Annotated in this window: 16 protein-coding genes; 5 read left to right on the forward strand and 11 right to left on the reverse strand. The window is 63.7% G+C overall.

What is annotated here, in order from left to right; all coding sequences use genetic code 11:
• The first annotated feature begins 4 nt into the window (after positions 1-4).
• Entirely contained in the window at positions 5-1042 is a 1038-nt protein-coding gene (locus AC1D10_RS10035) for a DUF937 domain-containing protein (protein ID WP_477271126.1), read from the forward strand.
• A 176-nt stretch (positions 1043-1218) separates the two neighbouring features.
• On the opposite strand, the gene AC1D10_RS10040 is transcribed toward AC1D10_RS10035, so the two are convergent.
• Positions 1219-1509 carry a DUF1127 domain-containing protein gene (locus AC1D10_RS10040; protein WP_379093160.1) on the reverse strand — a complete coding sequence of 97 codons (291 nt, stop codon included), beginning with the start codon at positions 1507-1509 and terminating at the stop codon, positions 1219-1221.
• 273 nt (positions 1510-1782) lie between these two features.
• On the opposite strand from AC1D10_RS10040, the gene AC1D10_RS10045 reads away from it, so the two are divergent.
• Positions 1783-2739 carry a LysR substrate-binding domain-containing protein gene (locus tag AC1D10_RS10045; protein WP_379093163.1) on the forward strand — a complete coding sequence of 319 codons (957 nt, stop codon included), beginning with the start codon at positions 1783-1785 and terminating at the stop codon, positions 2737-2739.
• A gap of 24 nt (positions 2740-2763) precedes the next feature.
• Here the strand turns inward: AC1D10_RS10045 and AC1D10_RS10050 are convergent, their stop codons facing one another.
• Positions 2764-4974 carry a bifunctional diguanylate cyclase/phosphodiesterase gene (locus AC1D10_RS10050; protein ID WP_477271129.1) on the reverse strand — a complete coding sequence of 737 codons (2211 nt, stop codon included), beginning with the start codon at positions 4972-4974 and terminating at the stop codon, positions 2764-2766.
• Positions 4975-5102: 128 nt separating this feature from the next.
• Between AC1D10_RS10050 and xseA the strand changes: the two genes are divergently transcribed.
• Entirely contained in the window at positions 5103-6668 is a 1566-nt protein-coding gene (gene xseA / locus AC1D10_RS10055) for an exodeoxyribonuclease VII large subunit (RefSeq protein ID WP_477271131.1), read from the forward strand.
• Between the two features lie 4 nt (positions 6669-6672).
• The gene (locus AC1D10_RS10060; protein WP_477271133.1) at positions 6673-7791 is read left to right on the forward strand and encodes a DmpA family aminopeptidase; all 1119 of its coding nucleotides are present in this window, start codon (positions 6673-6675) and stop codon (positions 7789-7791) included.
• Between the two features lie 67 nt (positions 7792-7858).
• On the opposite strand, the gene AC1D10_RS10065 is transcribed toward AC1D10_RS10060, so the two are convergent.
• Positions 7859-8113 carry a hypothetical protein gene (locus tag AC1D10_RS10065; RefSeq protein ID WP_379093175.1) on the reverse strand — a complete coding sequence of 85 codons (255 nt, stop codon included), beginning with the start codon at positions 8111-8113 and terminating at the stop codon, positions 7859-7861.
• Positions 8114-8862: 749 nt separating this feature from the next.
• Between AC1D10_RS10065 and AC1D10_RS10070 the strand changes: the two genes are divergently transcribed.
• On the forward strand, positions 8863-9573 hold the full coding sequence (locus tag AC1D10_RS10070; RefSeq protein ID WP_477271135.1) for a hypothetical protein: 711 nt from the start codon (positions 8863-8865) through the stop codon (positions 9571-9573).
• 63 nt (positions 9574-9636) lie between these two features.
• Here the strand turns inward: AC1D10_RS10070 and doeB are convergent, their stop codons facing one another.
• The 8 genes from doeB to ehuB all read right to left on the reverse strand — a co-directional run bounded on the left by doeB (position 9637) and on the right by ehuB (position 17094).
• The gene (doeB, locus tag AC1D10_RS10075; protein ID WP_477271137.1) at positions 9637-10641 is read right to left on the reverse strand and encodes a N(2)-acetyl-L-2,4-diaminobutanoate deacetylase DoeB; all 1005 of its coding nucleotides are present in this window, start codon (positions 10639-10641) and stop codon (positions 9637-9639) included.
• Positions 10642-10646: 5 nt separating this feature from the next.
• Complete coding sequence (gene doeA / locus AC1D10_RS10080) at positions 10647-11837, reverse strand: ectoine hydrolase DoeA (RefSeq protein ID WP_477271139.1); 1191 nt, start codon at positions 11835-11837, stop codon at positions 10647-10649.
• A 139-nt stretch (positions 11838-11976) separates the two neighbouring features.
• A complete protein-coding gene (locus AC1D10_RS10085; protein ID WP_477271141.1) occupies positions 11977-12969 on the reverse strand; it encodes a cyclodeaminase in 993 nt (330 codons plus the stop codon).
• Positions 12966-13952 (reverse strand): hydroxyectoine utilization dehydratase EutB, encoded by a 987-nt coding sequence (gene eutB / locus AC1D10_RS10090; protein WP_477271143.1) that lies wholly within the window; start codon positions 13950-13952, stop codon positions 12966-12968. The genes AC1D10_RS10085 and eutB overlap by 4 nt, the downstream gene beginning before the upstream one ends.
• A gap of 5 nt (positions 13953-13957) precedes the next feature.
• A complete protein-coding gene (gene eutA / locus AC1D10_RS10095; RefSeq protein WP_477271145.1) occupies positions 13958-14737 on the reverse strand; it encodes an ectoine utilization protein EutA in 780 nt (259 codons plus the stop codon).
• A gap of 3 nt (positions 14738-14740) precedes the next feature.
• On the reverse strand, positions 14741-15400 hold the full coding sequence (ehuD, locus tag AC1D10_RS10100; protein ID WP_379021871.1) for an ectoine/hydroxyectoine ABC transporter permease subunit EhuD: 660 nt from the start codon (positions 15398-15400) through the stop codon (positions 14741-14743).
• A 16-nt stretch (positions 15401-15416) separates the two neighbouring features.
• On the reverse strand, positions 15417-16076 hold the full coding sequence (gene ehuC, locus AC1D10_RS10105) for an ectoine/hydroxyectoine ABC transporter permease subunit EhuC (RefSeq protein ID WP_477271148.1): 660 nt from the start codon (positions 16074-16076) through the stop codon (positions 15417-15419).
• Positions 16077-16242: 166 nt separating this feature from the next.
• Positions 16243-17094 carry an ectoine/hydroxyectoine ABC transporter substrate-binding protein EhuB gene (gene ehuB, locus AC1D10_RS10110; protein WP_111546174.1) on the reverse strand — a complete coding sequence of 284 codons (852 nt, stop codon included), beginning with the start codon at positions 17092-17094 and terminating at the stop codon, positions 16243-16245.
• Positions 17095-17116: the final 22 nt, after the last annotated feature.

Raw genomic sequence — 17116 nt, forward strand, 5'->3', positions numbered from 1 at the left:
GCCGATGCCTACTTTGTTCGATATGCTGGCGCAGGCCCAGAACGGCAGTGGCATGCAGGCCCTTGCCCAACAATACGGGCTTTCGATGCAGCAGACACAGGCGGCCGTTGCCGCTCTACTGCCGGCCTTTTCGCAGGGGCTGCAGCGCAACACTGCCGACCCCTATGGGCTCGGCGCCTTCATGACGGCGATGGCAAGCGGCCAGCACGCCAAATATTTCGAGGACGCTACCCGAGCCTTCTCGCCGCAAGGCGTCGATGAGGGCAACGGCATTCTGGGACATCTGTTCGGCTCGAAGGACCTGTCGCGCGCCGTGGCCAGCCAGGCGGCGCAGGCGAGCGGCGTCAGCCAGCAGATCCTGCAGCAGATGCTGCCGGCCATCGCCTCGATGGTCATGGGCGGGCTGTTCAAGCAGACGACAAACCAGATGCAGGCCGCCGGCGGCTTTGGCGGCGGCGGCAACAATCCGCTCGGCGAGATCATCGAGCAGATGATGCGGCAGAGCGGCATGCAGGCCCCGGCTCCGCAGCCACGCCAGGCGCCGCAGCCGCAGAACCCGATGGACAATCCGTTCGGCAAGGTGTTGCAGGACATGTTCGGCGGCGGGACGCCGCAGCCGCAAAGCCAGCCACAGCCGGCGCCCAATCCCTACGGCGACAATCCGCTCGGCAAGGTGCTGCAAGACATGTTCGGCGGTGGGGCGCAGCAGCCGCAAGGCCGGGCTCAGCCACAGCCTCAACAGACGCAGAGCCCCTATGGCGACAATCCTCTGGGAAAGATCTTCGAGGAAATGCTGCGGCAAGGTGGCGGGGGCGGCTTCGGTGGGGGTGGACAGCCGGCGCCGCAACAGCCACAGGCGCCACAGCAGCGTCAGGCGCCACAGGCGCCGCAGCCGCAGACCAATCCGAGTGGCCGGCCGAGGAATCCATTCGACGACCTGTTCGGCAAGATGTTCGAGACCGGCGCCCAGCAGCGTGACGAGTACCAGAAGGGCGTGGAAACGATCTTCGACCAGTTCAAGCGGGATATGGACCGGCGGTAGCTGGCAGCGAACCTTCGGCCAAGCAGAAAAAGAAAAGCCCGGTCCTGGGAGGACCGGGCAGACTGCAGGCCGGCCGGCGGGGATCCGGCAGGGAGTGGGGGCCCGCATACTCGTCAGTCGCGTCGAACCTCAAAAAGGTTCACGGCGAACGGAACGATAGCAATCAAGCCAAACGATCAGGCCACCTTGCGGGCGATATCCTCGATCGTTTCGACGCGATCGCTGGCGATTTCGCGCAACATCGCCGTCGGGTCGCGGCCAAATGGCACGTCGATGGCGACATGCAGGTCGGCGCGCGTCAGGCCGATGTCGGCAAGTTCGGAATCCGACATCTCGCCAAGGCGATAGAAGGCGCGGCGGTTTTTCCAGGCGCGGTAGATGTTGGAGACGGTGTTTGCCACGCGCGTCGCAACGGCCGGACGCGAGGTGATGCGCGAGGTCTCGGTGGCGAAATCAAACGTGGTCATGTCGGTCTCCTTCAGACTGCCGCATGACCCCGAACCGAAGGTTCGGAAAAGGATCATGCGCAAACTCAAATTTCTACAGCGTCCTTTGCGCGTCCAAMGGACGCGCGGCGCTGTAGGGCGGGCAAAGCCTTGCGATCGGCGCTGGATACAGCGGCCGTTCCGGCTTCGATTCACATGCCTTCATGTGGACAAGCGCAATTTGCCATCAGCCGATTGATTAATCCAACGAATGTTTCTAATCTTTAGCATCAACACTGGTGATGGATTGGACCGATGAAAGCGCCGCTCGATCTCGATCAATTGCAGACCTTCATCTCGATTGCCGATACCGGCAGCTTTACACGGGCGGCCGAAGAGGTGCACCGCACCCAGTCGGCGGTATCGATGCAGATGCGCCGGCTGGAGGAGCGGATCGGGAAGCCGCTGTTCGAAAAGGACGGGCGCACCAACCGACTGACCGAGGAAGGCGACAAGCTGCTCTCCTACGCGCGGCGGCTGCTCTATCTCAACCGCGAAACACTGGCCGCCTTCGACGACCGGCGGCTTGAAGGCACGATCCGCATCGGCACGCCCGACGACTATGCCGACCGTTTCCTGCCTGAGATCATGGCACGGTTCACACGCTCCAATCCGCGCGTCGAACTGACCGTCATCTGCGAGCCGACGCCGGGGCTGGTCGAGCATATCAAGCGCGGCAATCTCGACCTGGCGCTGGTGACGCACAACGATGTGCGTGGCCAGTCGGAGGTGGTGCGGCGCGAGCCACTGCTGTGGGTCACCTCGGCCAACCATGCGACGCACGAGCAGCAGACGCTGCCGATGGCCTTTGGCCGGCCGAACTGCATCTGGCGGCGCGCTGCCGTCGATGTGCTCGACCAGCAGAGGCGCGACTATCGCATCCTGTTCACCAGCTTCTCGGCAACCGTCATCACCGCCGCGGTGCTTTCCGGCCTGGCGATCTCGGTGCTGCCGGAATGTGCGCTGAGGCCCGGCATGCGGGTGCTGGGTGAAGCCGACGGCTTTGGTGCCCTGCCCGATTGCCGCATCGGCATCATGCGCGGCCAGACGTCGCGACCGGAGATCGTCGATGCGCTTGCCCGCCATATTTCGGAAAGCCTGGACAATATCTCGGTACCGATCGGCGAAGAGGCAGGGACATTCGACTTCGCGGCACTGGCCTTTGCCAAGATGAGGCGAACCAAGCCGAACCAGATCCTGCCGGGCTGGTAGGCCGGACCCTGCCTGCCAGGTAGGTCAACCAAGCGCCGAAGCCGGCTCACCCTCGCCACGCGACGGGCCTGCGAGGGCCAGCAATTGAACGGGCTCGAGCGGCGGTGACAGCAGATAGCCCTGCAACTGATGGCAGCCCATGCCGACGAGCAATGCCTTTTGCTCCTCGGTCTCGACGCCTTCCGCGGTGACCTCGACATCCAGAGCGATGGCAAGGTCGATCAACGCCTTGACGATTGCGGCGGAGCTACGGTCATCGTCGAGAAGCCGGACGAAGGAACGGTCGATCTTGAGCTTGTCGATGGCATGGCGACGCAGGTAATTCAGCGATGAATAGCCGGTGCCGAAATCATCGAGCGCGACGCCGATGCCCGTTTGGCGCAAGGCCGCCAGAACCATCCTAGTGGTGTCGTTGTTTTCCAGAAGCACGCTTTCGGTGATCTCGAGCTGCAACCGCGCCGGCGCCAGCCCGGTCTCGGCAAGGATCGACGCCACCTTGTCGGCGAACCCGGCGTCGCGCAGCTGGAGCGGCGAGACATTGACGGCCACCCAGGGCAATTGCGTGCCGACCGCAAAGCGGCAGGCCTCGAGCAGCACCCATTTGCCGAGTTCGCCGATCAAGCCGCGTTCCTCGGCAATGGCGATGAACTGTTGCGGCGGCAAGGCGCCATGGATTTCATGCGCCCAGCGGATCAGCGCTTCGGCGCCGAGGATCGTCCTGCCGTCGGCGGCAAAGATCGGCTGATATGCCAGCTTGATGCCGCCGCCACCGGCCAAGGCCTTGCGAAGTTCGCTTTCGACCTTGCGCTTGCGCAGCAACAGGTCGTCCATGTCGCCGGCGAAGACCTGGTAGCGGCCGCGGCCATTCCTCTTGGCTTCATACAGCGCGATGTCGGCCCTGCGCAGCAGGTCGTCGGCGTCGGCCTCGGGCCCTGTCGACAAGGCGATACCGATACTGGCGCTGACAAAGACCTGGTCGTCCATCAGCTTGAAGGGCTGCTGCAGTTCTTGCTGCACCCTTTCCGAGACATCCTCGGCATCCCGAATGTTGCGGACATCGATCAGGATGATGGCGAACTCGTCGCCACCGAGCCGAGCCACCGTATCGACGTCACGAATTGTCTGTTGAAGCCGGGCCGCCGTCTGGCGCACGAGTTCGTCGCCGGCGGGATGGCCGAACGTGTCGTTGACATGCTTGAAGCGATCGATATCGAGATAGAGCAGAGCCACCTTCACCGCCTCGTGTGTGGCCGTCAGTAGCGCACGACGCAGCCGGTCCTCGAACAGAGCCCGGTTGGGGAGACCGGTGAGGGTATCGTGAAAGGCGAGATACTGGGCCTCGCTCTGGCTGGTCTGCAATGCCGACGATGCGCGGCGCAGCCGCCGCAGCAGGAACGCAAGCATGCTGGCGGCGACCAAGACCGCAAGGATCAGGGCGGGAGCGGCCTTGCGCACGAGCGTCAGACCGGGACGCTCCTGATCCCAGCCGATATAGCCCTGGATCAGGCCATGTGAGTCAATCAGCGGAATGGAGGCCGCGCCGACCGGTTGCGACAGAGGCAGCAGGTGTGCGCCATCGAGCAGATATTTTTTGGCGATCTTGCCGATGACGGCGTCGTTGATGAATTGGATCGCGACATGGAGATATTCGCTACCTGGCGCCTGGGTGACACGGTCCGAACTCGGCACCAGCGGCGCGATGCTGAGGATGGCGGGCTTGCCGCCAAGCGACACCAGGTCCTCGGCGACCATCTTGGCCGGGCCGCCGGCCTGGTCCGCATCCGACGGCCGGGCGATCAGCCCGCGCAGCCTTTCGACCGTTGCCCGCAGGACGGGCTCATCCTCGTCGTAGTCGGCCGACGCCACCACCTTGCCTTCGCGCATCGCATGGACCGGATGATTGGCGGCATCCAGGATATAGACCCGGTCATGGCCGTAATAGGTGTACATCCAGACGCTGATGTTCTCGACCATCCATTGCTCGTTGCCGGCCTTTGCATTGATGACGGAATCGTCCCAAACGGTGATGCTCTCCTGCTCGCGCTCCACCGCTGAGATCTGATCCTGAAGGCCATCGGCGAGAAATATCTTCTGCCGCTCAAGCGAAACCCGGTCAGCCTGCATCGTGGCGTAGAAGCCGAAGCCGACAACCATGGCGAGTGCGAAAACGGCAAGCGCCAGCACGGTCATGGTAACCTGAAACGTCAATGGGCTGCGGTGCGCGCGTATGCTCATGCGTAGTGGCTATCTCCGGGATCGCTTACTCAATCAAAGCAGGCTTAAGATCGCGTTATGAAATCCGTTCTGAGTCGAACGCGGGCTGCCGCCTTGACGCGGACGGGCAACAGCCGCTCAATCAGCCGATGAGCGAGGCAGCATCCGAATCACGCACCAATGCCACCGAATACACGGTGAGCGAGATTTCAGGCGCGCTGAAGCGCACGGTCGAGGACGTGTTCGGCAATGTGCGGGTGCGGGGCGAAATATCGGGCTATCGCGGACCGCATTCGTCCGGTCATGCCTATTTCGCGCTGAAGGATGATCGCGCGCGGCTCGACGCCGTGGTGTGGAAGGGCACGATGAGCCGGCTGAAATTCCGCCCCGAGGAGGGGATGGAAGTGATCGCCACCGGCAAGCTCACCACCTATCCCGGCAAGTCCAACTACCAGATCGTCATCGACAATCTGGAGCCCGCCGGCGCCGGCGCCCTGATGGCGCTGCTGGAAGAGCGCAAGCGCCGGCTGCAGGCCGAGGGTCTGTTCGACACCGGCCGCAAGCGGTTGCTGCCGTTCATGCCGCGCGTCATCGGCGTCGTCACCTCGCCGACAGGTTCCGTCATCCGCGACATCATCCACCGCATCAAGGACCGGTTCCCATTGCATGTACTGGTCTGGCCGGTGCGCGTGCAGGGCGAGACGGCAGGCGCGGAAGTGACCGCCGCGGTCAACGGCTTCAACGCGCTGGCCTGGGATGGCGCCATCCAGCGCCCCGATCTGCTGATCGTGGCGCGCGGCGGCGGCAGCCTCGAAGACCTTTGGGGCTTCAACGACGAGGCGCTGGCGCGCGCTGTCGCCGCCTCCGCCATTCCGGTGATCTCGGCTGTCGGCCACGAGACCGACTGGACGCTGATCGACCTCGTCGCGGATGTGCGGGCGCCGACACCGACAGGTGCCGCCGAGATTGCCGTGCCGGTGAAGGCCGACCTCGAAGCGACGCTTGCCAGCCTCGGCGCGCGGCTCAAGGCGGCGGTCTTGCGCAATTTCGAGCGCAAGCGGCAGGCAGCCCGTGCGGCGGCTCGTGCGCTGCCCTCGCCCGATCAATTGCTGGCGCTGCCGCGCCGCCGCCTCGACGAGGCGACAAGCCGGCTCGGCCGGGCGCTGTCTGTCAGCGTCGATCGCAAGCGGGCACGGCTTCAAGGCCAAAGGCTGACGCCGGCCACGCTGTCGCGGCGCATCAATGAAGCCCGCACGCTGACCGGGCGCGACCTCGCCCGCGCGCAGGCAGCGTTTTTTGCCATCGTGCGCGAGCGTCGGGCGCGATTTTCGCGCACAGCGACGCGGCTGTCGCCGGCGCCGATCGTAAGACGCCACAAACTGCAAGGCGACACGCTGGCAGCATTGGCACGGCGGCAGGATCGGGTGATTTCCGTGCGGCTCGAGCGCCTGCGCGCACAGCTGAGCCAGGCCGACCGCCTGCTGACCACGCTTTCGCACAAGGCTGTTCTGGCGCGCGGCTTCGCCCTGGTGAAGGACGCCGACGGGGCGGTGATCAAACATGCGGCCGAGGTGGCGTCGGGAATGGCACTTTCGCTGGAGTTCGCCGACGGCACCGCCGATGCGATTGCAACCAGCGGCACGGCAAGACCGAAAACCGTGGCCAAGCCAGCCGCCAAGGCCAAGGCGCCCGGCAATCAGGGATCGCTGTTCTGAGACCATGACCGACAATCCGAACCATCAGGCAACGCCTTCCGGCAAGCCGCGCGCGCGACGTTTCGGCATCGGCTTCGACGGGAGGCCTGGGCCGTTCAACGCGATCACCGATGTGCCCGGTGTAACAGTCGGTTATGCAACATTGATTTCGGGCGATGGCGCGCTCGTCGTCGGCAAGGGACCAGTGCGCACCGGTGTGACCGCGATCCTGCCCAGGCCGCTCGCCGATCTGGCCACGCCGGTCTTTGCCGGCATCTTCAGCCAGAACGGCAATGGCGAGTTGACCGGCTCGCACATCGTCGAGGAAACCGGCGCTTTCAACTTCCCGATCACCATCACCAACACGCATTCCTGCGGTGTCTCACGTGACGGCACGCTGCGCTGGATGCAGCGCGTGCTGCCGCCGGCACTCGACAGCGGCTGGGGCCTGCCGGTGGCGGCGGAGACCTATGACGGCTTCCTCAACGACATCAATGGCCACCATTTGACATCAGAGCATGTTGCCCAGGCCCTCGACGGCGCGGCCGGCGGACCGATCGAGGAAGGCAGCGTCGGCGGTGGCACCGGCATGATCACATTCGGCTTCAAGGCCGGCTCCGGGACCGCGTCGCGCATCGTCGAATGGCAAGGCCACGCCTACACGGTTGGCGCCTTCGTGCAGTCTAATTTCGGCAAACGGCACAATTTTACGGTTCGCGGCCTGCGCGCCGGGCCAGAACTGGCCGAGCCGGCGATCAGGCAGGGCGCGCCGCGTGCCGAAAAGGGCTCGATCATTGCCGTCATCGCCACCGACGCGCCGTTCCTGCCGCACCAGATGAAGCGGCTGGCCCGCCGGGTGCCGCTTGGCGTCGCGATGACAGGCGGCTTCGGCTATCACAGTTCCGGCGATATTTTTGTCGCCTTCTCGACCGCCAATGCGAGCGCGGCGCTGGCGCCATCAGGCCGCATCGCCAGCGCTGATTTTATCCCGGACACCGACATCGATCCATTTTTCGATGCGGTTATCCAGGCCGTGGAGGAATCGATCCTCAACGCCTTGGTCGCCAATGACGACATGACCGGACGCGACGGCAATTTCGTGCCGGCGCTGCCGAAAACGTGGTTGAAAGAGAAGTTTGGCTGAGGGGATAGCTGATGCGAAAACGCGGGCCGAGTAGCCCGCGTATCTAGGAAGGGACTGTCCTAAGCGGCTATTCCGCGGCTTTGCTGGCGGCCTGCTGGTGCTCGTCGGCCTCGGCAGCTTCCTCGAGCCGCGACGCAATCAGTTCCTGAATGTCGCCGACTTCTTCCTGAATATCCTCCAGGGGGATGCCGACTTCGGCCGCCTTGGCAGCGCATTCCCTGGCCAGAGTCTCGGCCTGCTTCTCGATCCTGGCCTCGGATGACTGGCACTGGACCTTTTCGCCGATCCATCCCCGCAAGAACTCGATCGCGTGTTCACTCATACTGCTGTTCCCTGGCGGCAAAGCCGGTTGGTAATCACAAACGCCGACATCCCGCAAAGGATGCATGTCCCCATACGAGCCGAGTCGTCGCCAACCGGCAAGCCGATCTTGTCCAAGGTCCACAGAGCCAAAGGAAATCGAGGGGTCAAGAGCATTTTCTGTTTCTGAGGGGTCGGTACCGTTGGCTGGGATCACGCCCAGCTTTGCGCCACTGTTTCTATTTGCTTTTTTCCGGTTTCCGAGCCGATTTTCGTCACAATAGATGGCGCAATCCGTAACACATTTACAGCCGCTTCGGCGGCGCTGCCCTAGGGCGCGCGGGTCGAGGCCGCCGGTATATAGTGATATCCTCTTGCAATGTCGACTCTGCGCGCCGTGCTGCTTCGTTCCGCCGCGCCGGAGGCGGATATATCCCCCTCGCGCATTGCGATCAACGAACTACTGCCATACGGGGAATTGGCTGAAAACGGCTATATGCACGGCACCGTATGTTGGTGGGCAGGTCCACCAACAACATCGAAGCCTTCTCGTTGCACGTTAGACGGCCGGCAATGCAGAAGCCAAGGCCGCCACGATTGCACTTCAGGAGTCTTCTGGCCCCGCGTTGCTCTCTGGATAGGTCGTCGCGCAGGGCCGGCTCTTGGTCGTAATCGACCGAACATGGCGGTCGGGTAAAAGTTCCGGAACCATTTCGGCGCAAGCTATCGGACAACTGTTTGGTCGGATTGCCGCCGACGGGAGGACTGCGATTGACCCGTAGCAACATGACAATTGCCGTTCTAATCGCCGCCGCTCTCGCTGTCTGGTTCCTTGGACCGAGACTGCTTGGCTTCAGGAGCTGGGAATGGCATCAAAAGCTGGTTCTTGAACTCAACACGCCGCACGGAGTCGTGTCTGGCGGAAGTACCATCGCGGCCGGCGTCAGCCTTGATCCCAAATGGATACCCATAACCGCGGGCGGGGGCCACAGTTGGGTCAGGGGCGAATCCTCTTTCGTGGAGGTTTCGCCCGGCAAATACCTGTTTGCGGTGCTTCGCGACCAGGGTGAAACCGATCGAGCGGTTTTTGCATTCCATTCCCAGAGCCAAGCGGTGAGCGCCACCACTTCTCAGATTTTCAGTGCGCTAGAGACCAAGCGTGGGATCGGCGTCCTACCTCGTCGTGAGTATCCCGATCTCGTAACCTTTGATGATCTCTCAGACCCAAAGTCTGTGAGAGTGGTTGATCCCGACAAGCTGGAGGCGACTTTCGGCCCCGGCGTATCCCTCGGCCGCATCACGCTAGAGATCACCAATGAGCGGGTTACAATCGGGCCTATAGAAAAGCTTCTGAAGTGGCTTCCGGATTATTGCGCGATTGAGTTCGGCCGGGGGAGCGTCAAGTTTGGCTCCCCCAATTTCATGTTTGTCAATTCGCTGGCTTCCGGATCGTTCAAAGTGCCACCTGACTGCAAGAAATAGGGCTACTGGCGAGCCAAAGGCGCATTCAGCAAGCTGGCGATCACCTGGTCTAGCCCTCGACTTCTAGCCCTCGACTTCCACCGCAACCACGGCCGCGCAGTCCCCTGCCTTGACCAGGCCAGGGAAATGCCGCGCCGCCAGCATGCCGGACATTTTCGCCCGGATTTCCTGCGGGGCGACGCCGGTGCGGCCGGTGGAATGGATGCGGACCAGCACAGCGTCCCTCTCGACAGGTTCGCCAAGATCGACCATGGTTTCGATCATGCCGTCGTCTTCGGCAAACGAGAAACAGTCGCCCGACGGCATGTCGAGCCATTGGGTTTTGCTCTTCTCGACCGCACCTTCAACGATGCCGGCATGGCGCAGCACATTGAGGATGCCGCGCCGCGCGATCCGCACGGTTTGCGCACGCGAGGTGCCTCCGCCGCCAAGTTCCGTGCTGACGAAGACCTTGCCCATCTCCTCGGCTGCCGTGTCGTACATGCCGACGGCATCGATCTCTATCATGCGCATCGAGAACGGGGCTGCGAATGCCGCCACCGCGTCGAAAGCTTTCTGCTCCAGCGCCTTGTCGGGCAAAGTGTGCGCGGCGCAGAATGGGACGAAGTCCAGCGTCTTGCCGCCGGAATGGAAGTCGAACACGATGTCGGCACGAGGCAGCAATTCGCGCTGGAAGTAGTCGGCGATCTTCTCGGTCACCGTGCCGTCCGGCCGGCCGGGAAAGCTGCGGTTCATATTGCCCTTGTCGATCGGCGAGGTGCGCGTGCCGGCGCGGAAGGCGGGATAGTTCATCGCCGGCACGATAATCACCGTGCCGCTGACGACTTTCGGGTCGAGCGTGCGGGCAAGATCGTAGAGCGCCAGCGGCCCCTCGTACTCGTCGCCATGGTTGCCGCCGGAAAGCAGCGCCGTCGGCCCCTTGCCGTTGCGGATGACGCAGATCGGGATCATCACCGAGCCCCACGCCGAATCGTCGCGGCTGTAGGGCAAGCGCAGGTAGCCATGCTGGACACCTGCACGATCGAAATCGACGGTCGGCGCGATCGGCGACGGGCGGAGAGTGGACATCGGTTTCAATTCTTTACCACCAGTTTGCGCGGCACATTGGCCAGGCACTCTACACCGGTTTCGGTGATCAGGATGGACTCGGTTATCTCCAGCCCCATCGTTTCCAGCCACAGGCCGGTCATGAAATGGAAAGTCATGCCGGGCTTGAGCTCGGTGCGGTCGCCGGGACGCAGGCTCATCGTGCGTTCACCCCAGTCGGGCGGATAGGAGAGGCCGATCGGGTAACCGGTGCGGTTGTCCTTGACGATACCGTATTTCTTCAGCACGCCGAAGAAGCCGTTGGCGATGTCCTCGCAGGTGTTGCCGGGTTTCGCCGCCGCCAGGCCCGCCTCCATGCCTTCCAGCGTCGCCTTCTCGGCCTCGAGGAACTCCTGCGTCGGCTTGCCGAGGAAGACGGTGCGCGACAGGGGGCAGTGGTAGCGGTGATAGCAACCCGCGATCTCGAAGAAGGTGCCCTCGCCGCGCTGCATCGGTTTGTCGTCCCAGGTCAGATGCGGCGCCGAGGCGTCGGCGCCCGACGGCAGCAGCGGCACGATCGCCGGATAGTCGCCGCCGATTCGCCCCTCTGGGCCGTCAACGCCGCGTGTGCCGGCGTCATAGATCTCGGCGACAAGATCGCATTTGCGCATGCCGACTTCGATCTTGTCGACGATGCGCTGGTGCATCGCCTCAACGATGCGGGCGGCCTTGCGCATATAGTCGATCTCTGTCGGGCTCTTCACCGCGCGCTGCCAGTTGACCAGCGCGGTGGCATCGACGAAGCGGGCATTGGGCAAATGCTTCTGCAATGATGCGAACGCAGCAGCCGAGAACCAGTAATTGTCCATCTCGACGCCGATGGTGAGCTTGCCCCAGCCGCGACCGGCAAGCACGCTGGACAGGTAATCCATCGGGTGGCGCTCGGTCGACTGCACATAGTGGTCGGCATAGCCGACGATGTTGTCATGCGCGAGATAGGCGGTGCGCTTGGCGCCGTTGGCATCCTGGCCGCGGCCATACCAGACCGGTTCGCCCGATGGCGGCACGATGACCGCCTGGTGCACATAGAAGGACCAGCCGTCATAGCCGGTCAGCCAGGCCATGTTGGAGGGATCGCTGACGATCAAAAGATCGACGCCCTTCACCTCCATGGCCTGCCGTGTCTTGGCGAGGCGTTCCGCATATTCGCCGCGCGAGAACTTCAGGTTCGGCATCATTCTTTTTGCTTCCTCGTTTGTTGGGCCCTGGAACCCGTTTCAACTCCGTTGAATCTGGCTCCAGGTATTTTTTTGTCTGAGCATCATCTGCTCGGAAAACCGGTTCCCACTTTTCCGGATCATGCTCTTTCGGCCGGCATCAGCTTTCGAAAATGGTTCCGGCATTGGCCGCCCGCGCCCTGTCGCGGGCCAGCGTGGCAATCGCCGTATCCTGCACGCCGGTGCCGGTGAGGTCGGCGATGGTGATGTCGCTGGCCGAGCGCCGGCCGTGTTTTGCGCCGGCGATGATCTGGCCGAGTTCGGCCACATCCGCATCTGCGGCCATCACGCCCGCCGCAATGGCATGGTGCAGTTCGCCCAGGCGCCGCGTCTGGCGGGCGCTGTCGGCGACATAGAGATCGGCCATGCGCAGGATGGCTGGTGCGATCTCGTTCTTGTGCTCCGCATCCGATCCCATGGCGGTGATGTGCTGGCCGGCGGTGACAAATCCCGCCTTGATCAGCGGCTCGGTCGACGGCGTCGTGGTGACGACGATGTCGGCGCCGGCGACCGCGTTTGCAGCGTCGGATTCAGCACGCACGGCGATGCCAAGCCTTTCACGCAAAGCACTGGCAGTTGCCTCCGCCTTGACGGCATCGCGCGCCCAGATGCGCGCCTCGGCAATCGGCCGCACCAGCATGAGTGCTTCGAGCTGCAACCCGGCCTGCACGCCGGCGCCAAAGATGGCGACAACCGAGGACTCTGGCCGTGACAAATGTTTCGCCGCGACCGCGCCGGCCGCCGCGGTGCGGATATCGGTGAGATAGCCGTTGTCTAGCAGCAGCGCTTCGACCAGGCCTGTCTTGGCCGACAGCAGCACCATCATGCCGTTGCCGCTGGGAAGGCCGAGTTTCGGGTTGTCGAAGAAGCCGGAGCTGATCTTGATGGCGAAACCGTCGATGCCTGGCACATAGGCGGATTTCACGTCGACTTCACCGCGATGCTCGGGAATATCCAGCCGCAGGATCGGCGGCATCGCCACCGGCAGGGTGGCAAGTGCGCGGAAAGCGTTTTCGATGCAGGCGACGGCATCGAGATCGAGCTTCACGATTGTGCGCAGTTCGGCCTCAGTGAGGATCGTCATCCGGCTCATGCCGTACACTCCGTATTTGCTTCGCTGCAGATGATCCTGCGATGCAGGCCCATATCGATGTTGCGACCGGAGAGAAGGACAACCACCGGCCCGCTCGCGTTGACCTTGCCGGCCAGCAGCGCGGCGATGCCGACCGCACCGGCACCTTCGACGATCTCGCGCTCTCGTGCATAGGCATGGCGGATGCCGGCGGCGATCTCGTCCTCGCCAAGCAAAATGACGTCGTCGAGGAGGTCGCGGCACATGGCGAAGGTCATCCGGTTGTCGAGGCCGATGCCACCGCCGAGCGAATCCGCCAACGTCGGCAGTTCCTCCACCGGCACCGGGCGGCCGGCGTCGAGGCTTGCCTTCATCGCCGCACCGCGCGCCATCGAGACGCCGATGATTTTGGTCCTGGGGCTGACGCCCTTGACGGCTGCGGCAACGCCCGCCGCCAGCCCGCCGCCGGACAGCGGGACCAGAACCAGCGCAGCGTCGGGGACCTGCTCGATCATTTCCAGGCCAAGCGTGCCTTGCCCGGCGATGATATCGGGATGGTCGAAGGGCGGCAGCATGACCAACCCCTCCTCAGCCACCAGCCGTTCGACCTCCTGTTGCGCATCGTCCTGGCTGTTGCCGACGATGCGGATTTCCGCACCAAGCCGGCGGATCTCGACGACCTTGTTGTCCGGCACCAGCCGCGACATGCAGATCACCGCGCGCATGCCGTCGAGCTTCGCCGCATGGGCAAGTGCCCGGCCGTGATTGCCGGTCGACGCCGCGATCACGCCGCGCGCCTTCTCCGCTGTGCTCAACGAAGCGACAGCATTCGAGGCGCCGCGCAGTTTGAAGCTGCCGGTGGTCTGCCGGTGTTCAAGCTTGAGGTGGACGGGAACGCCGAGGCGCTTGGACAAGTCTTGCGAGAGCACGGTCGGCGTCCACTCGACCTTGCCGGCAATACGCTCACGCGCGGCGCGAATGTGCTCAGGGGTAACCTCGTTCATGGTCATCAATCGCGCGGCAAGGGCAACGTCATCAGACGGCCGAATTCGGGATGGGATGTCTCGTCGCCACAAAGGCGCAAGCAGTTCCAGGCCGTCGCCTGATTGCTGCTGACGACAGGACGGCCAATCGCCTCTTCCATGCCGGTGGCCGCGAGCGCACCGCGCAGCGCCGTGCAGGACACGAACAGCGCCTCGGCCTCAGGATGCATCGCCTCGCGTGCCAGGTCGACCAGCGCTGCCGGTGCGATGCGCGCCATCTCGCGGTCGTCCTCGAAGCCGAGGCAAGAGAAGCTGGCGATGTCGAATCCTTGCCCCGCGAAATAGGCCGCCATCGGCCGGCTGGTTTCTACCGTATAGGGCGTCAGAATGCTGATCTTGCTTGCGCCCAGCGCACGCAGGCCGCGAACGCCGGCCATCGGCGGCGTGACGACGGGAACGCCGGGCTTGGCGGCCTGGATCGCCGCCTCGATCTCGGCGTCGCCGATCACCACCGAGGCTGAAGTGCAGGAATAGCAGATTGCGTCGAGCGGCTCGTCGGGCAGGATCAATGCCGCGCCCGCTGTCAGCGCCGGCTGCATCTTGCGCAAATTTTCCGGCGTCGTCGGGTTGGCATAAGGAATGCGCGCGACATAGACGCCGATCCGCTCACTCGCCACCATGCGGCGGAAATCCGGTTCGCTCGTGTGGTCGGTGGCAAGGATAATCAGGCCGACGCGCCGCTCCAGCGGGCGGTCGTCGAGCACCGGCCGTTCCGGATAGACCTTGATCTCGGGCAAGGGTTTCACGAGCTACCTCTCGATCTTGCCGTAGCGGCGTTCCAGCCAGCGCAGCAGCACGACCGAACAAAGGCTGATGGCAAGGAAGAAAGCACCCACCAGCGTGATCGGCTCGATGTAGCGATAGTAGGTGTTGGCGACGCTTTTCGCCTGGTTCATCAACTCCAGGACGGTGATCGCCGAGAGCAGCGGCGTTTCCTTGAACATGGCGATGAAATAATTGGCGAGCGCCGGGATCATCGGCGGGATGGCTTGCGGAATGATGATGTGGGTCCAGGTTTGCCTGGCATTCAGATTGCACGCCTTGGCGGCCTCCCACTGACCGCGCGGCACATTGTCGATGCCGGCGCGATAGACTTCCGCCGTGTAGGTGCCGTAGTGCAGCCCGAGCCCGATGACACCTGCAACCAGCGGCGGCAACAGGATGCCGATGTCGGGCAGCACGTAGAAGATGAAATAGAGCTGCACGAGCAGCGGTGTGCCGCGGATGAACTCGGCGAGAAAACCGACCGTGCGCGATAGTGCCCTGTTGGGCGAGCGGCGCGCCAGCGCGATGCCCAGCCCGACGATCGCCGCCAGCACCGAGCCGAGCAGCGTCGCCAGGATGGTGATCTTCACCCCCTGGATCAACGTCGGCATGATCTGCCAGACAAAATCCCAATCCCATTCCATCAGCAGGCTCCGGCCATCAGACGCGCACTCCGTCGAGGCCGCGCGCCATGCGGCGTTCCAGGGAGCGCACGCCCCACGAGATGAGCAAGGCGAGGATGAAATAGATGATCAGGATGGTGGTGAACGGCACCATGGTGTTGCCGGTCTGGGCGCGCACCACCTGCGCCTGGAAGGTCAGGTCTGTGAGCGAGATCAACGACACCACGGCGGTCGCCTTGAGCAGTTCGATGGCATTGTTGCCGAACGTCGGCAGCATCACCAGCAGCGCCTGTGGCAGGATGACGTGGCGCATGCCTTGCCAGCGGCCGAGATTGAGCGCGATGCAGGCCTCGTATTGCTCACGGCCGATCGACTGGATGGCGCCGCGCACCACCTCGGCGGCATAGGCGCCGACATTGAGGCCAAGCGCCAGCACTCCGGCCTGCAACGGTGTCAGCGATATGCCGGCGAAGGGCAGCACGAAATAGGCAAAAAACAGCTGCACGAAGATCGAGGTGCCGCGGAAAAATTCGATATAGACGGTGGCGAGCGCGCGCAGCACGAAGAAGCGCGACAGCCGCCCCATGCCGGCGAGAAAGGCCATGATCAGGGCAAGCACCGACCCCATCAGCGTCAGCTCGATGGTGACAAGCGCTCCCTGCAATATCAGGCCGAAATAGCCGGACCACTGGGTCATTTTATCAGAAGTTTCCAACGTTGGTTTTGGCCATCTCTCCCCCTTTGCGGGGAGAGATGCAGACAGGCGGATGAGGGGCAGCTCCAAGCTTGCAGAAACTGGCGCCGCCCCTCATCCGGCCCTTCGGGCCACCTTCTCCCCGTGAACGGGGCGAAGGCAGAAGGCGCTACTTCGCCGCGCAGAGCTTGTCGCGCGTCGTCGACATCGCCGCCGCCGCCGAGAAACCATAGGGCTCGATGATCTTGGCGAACTCGCCGGACTTCTTCAGCTTGGCCAGCTCGACGTCGAAAGCGTCGCGCAGCGCCTCGTCACCTTTCTTGAAGGCGGCGCCGTCGCAATAGACCGGCGCACCCTGCACCGGAGCGATGACTTCGAGGTTCGGATCGGCGGCCTTCTTGACCAGGTCGTTGATCGACAGAACCGGCAGCGAATAAGCATCGATGCGGCCGTCCTGCAGCATCTTCACGCCGCTCTGGCCATCCGGCACGACGATGACGCGTTCGCGCGGCACGCCGGCATTGAGCGCCAGTTTCTCTTCGGTGCCGCCGCCCGGTGCGCCGATCGTGGCGGTCGCGTCCTTGGCGACATCCTCATAGCTCTTGAAGCCCTTCGGATTGCCCTTCTTCACCAGCATCGCCTCGGCGTCGCACAGAACCGGCTCCGAATAGGCAACGGCGGCGCAGCGCTCCGGCTTCATGAACAGGCCGGCGGTTACGACGTCAAAGCGGCCGGCCTGCAGGCCGGGGATCATGGCGCCATACTCCGAGATCGAGGCGACGATGTCGGCGACGCCGAGGCGCTTGAAGATCTCGCGCGCCACATCCGGCGCCGCGCCCGAAACCTTGCCGTCGGCGGCGACCGCCGTATAGGGCGGCTCGTTGGCGATGGCGACGCGGGCGAAGCCTTGCGCCTTCAATTGTTCGAGCTTGCTGTCGTCGGCCGAACCCACGCTCGAGGCGGCCAGCACCGCCGTCAGTGCAAGACCGGCGACGCCGGCCAGAATGCCAAGTTTCTTCATTGTTCCCAACTCCTTGTTTCTT

The organism is Mesorhizobium sp. P2_A8 (assembly GCF_056404935.1).

Bases quoted from the DNA above. Each gene is read 5' to 3' on its own strand.
- AC1D10_RS10065 (WP_379093175.1), bottom strand. From the start codon at position 8,113: ATGAGTGAACACGCGATCGAGTTCTTGCGGGGATGGATCGGCGAAAAG.
- AC1D10_RS10035 (WP_477271126.1), top strand. From the start codon at position 5: ATGCCTACTTTGTTCGATATGCTGGCGCAGGCCCAGAACGGCAGTGGC.
- AC1D10_RS10060 (WP_477271133.1), top strand. From the start codon at position 6,673: ATGACCGACAATCCGAACCATCAGGCAACGCCTTCCGGCAAGCCGCGC.
- AC1D10_RS10050 (WP_477271129.1), bottom strand. From the start codon at position 4,974: ATGAGCATACGCGCGCACCGCAGCCCATTGACGTTTCAGGTTACCATG.
- eutB (WP_477271143.1), bottom strand. From the start codon at position 13,952: ATGAACGAGGTTACCCCTGAGCACATTCGCGCCGCGCGTGAGCGTATT.
- AC1D10_RS10085 (WP_477271141.1), bottom strand. From the start codon at position 12,969: ATGAGCCGGATGACGATCCTCACTGAGGCCGAACTGCGCACAATCGTG.
- doeA (WP_477271139.1), bottom strand. From the start codon at position 11,837: ATGATGCCGAACCTGAAGTTCTCGCGCGGCGAATATGCGGAACGCCTC.
- xseA (WP_477271131.1), top strand. From the start codon at position 5,103: ATGAGCGAGGCAGCATCCGAATCACGCACCAATGCCACCGAATACACG.
- AC1D10_RS10045 (WP_379093163.1), top strand. From the start codon at position 1,783: ATGAAAGCGCCGCTCGATCTCGATCAATTGCAGACCTTCATCTCGATT.
- AC1D10_RS10040 (WP_379093160.1), bottom strand. From the start codon at position 1,509: ATGACCACGTTTGATTTCGCCACCGAGACCTCGCGCATCACCTCGCGT.
- ehuB (WP_111546174.1), bottom strand. From the start codon at position 17,094: ATGAAGAAACTTGGCATTCTGGCCGGCGTCGCCGGTCTTGCACTGACG.
- doeB (WP_477271137.1), bottom strand. From the start codon at position 10,641: ATGTCCACTCTCCGCCCGTCGCCGATCGCGCCGACCGTCGATTTCGAT.
- ehuD (WP_379021871.1), bottom strand. From the start codon at position 15,400: ATGGAATGGGATTGGGATTTTGTCTGGCAGATCATGCCGACGTTGATC.
- ehuC (WP_477271148.1), bottom strand. From the start codon at position 16,076: ATGACCCAGTGGTCCGGCTATTTCGGCCTGATATTGCAGGGAGCGCTT.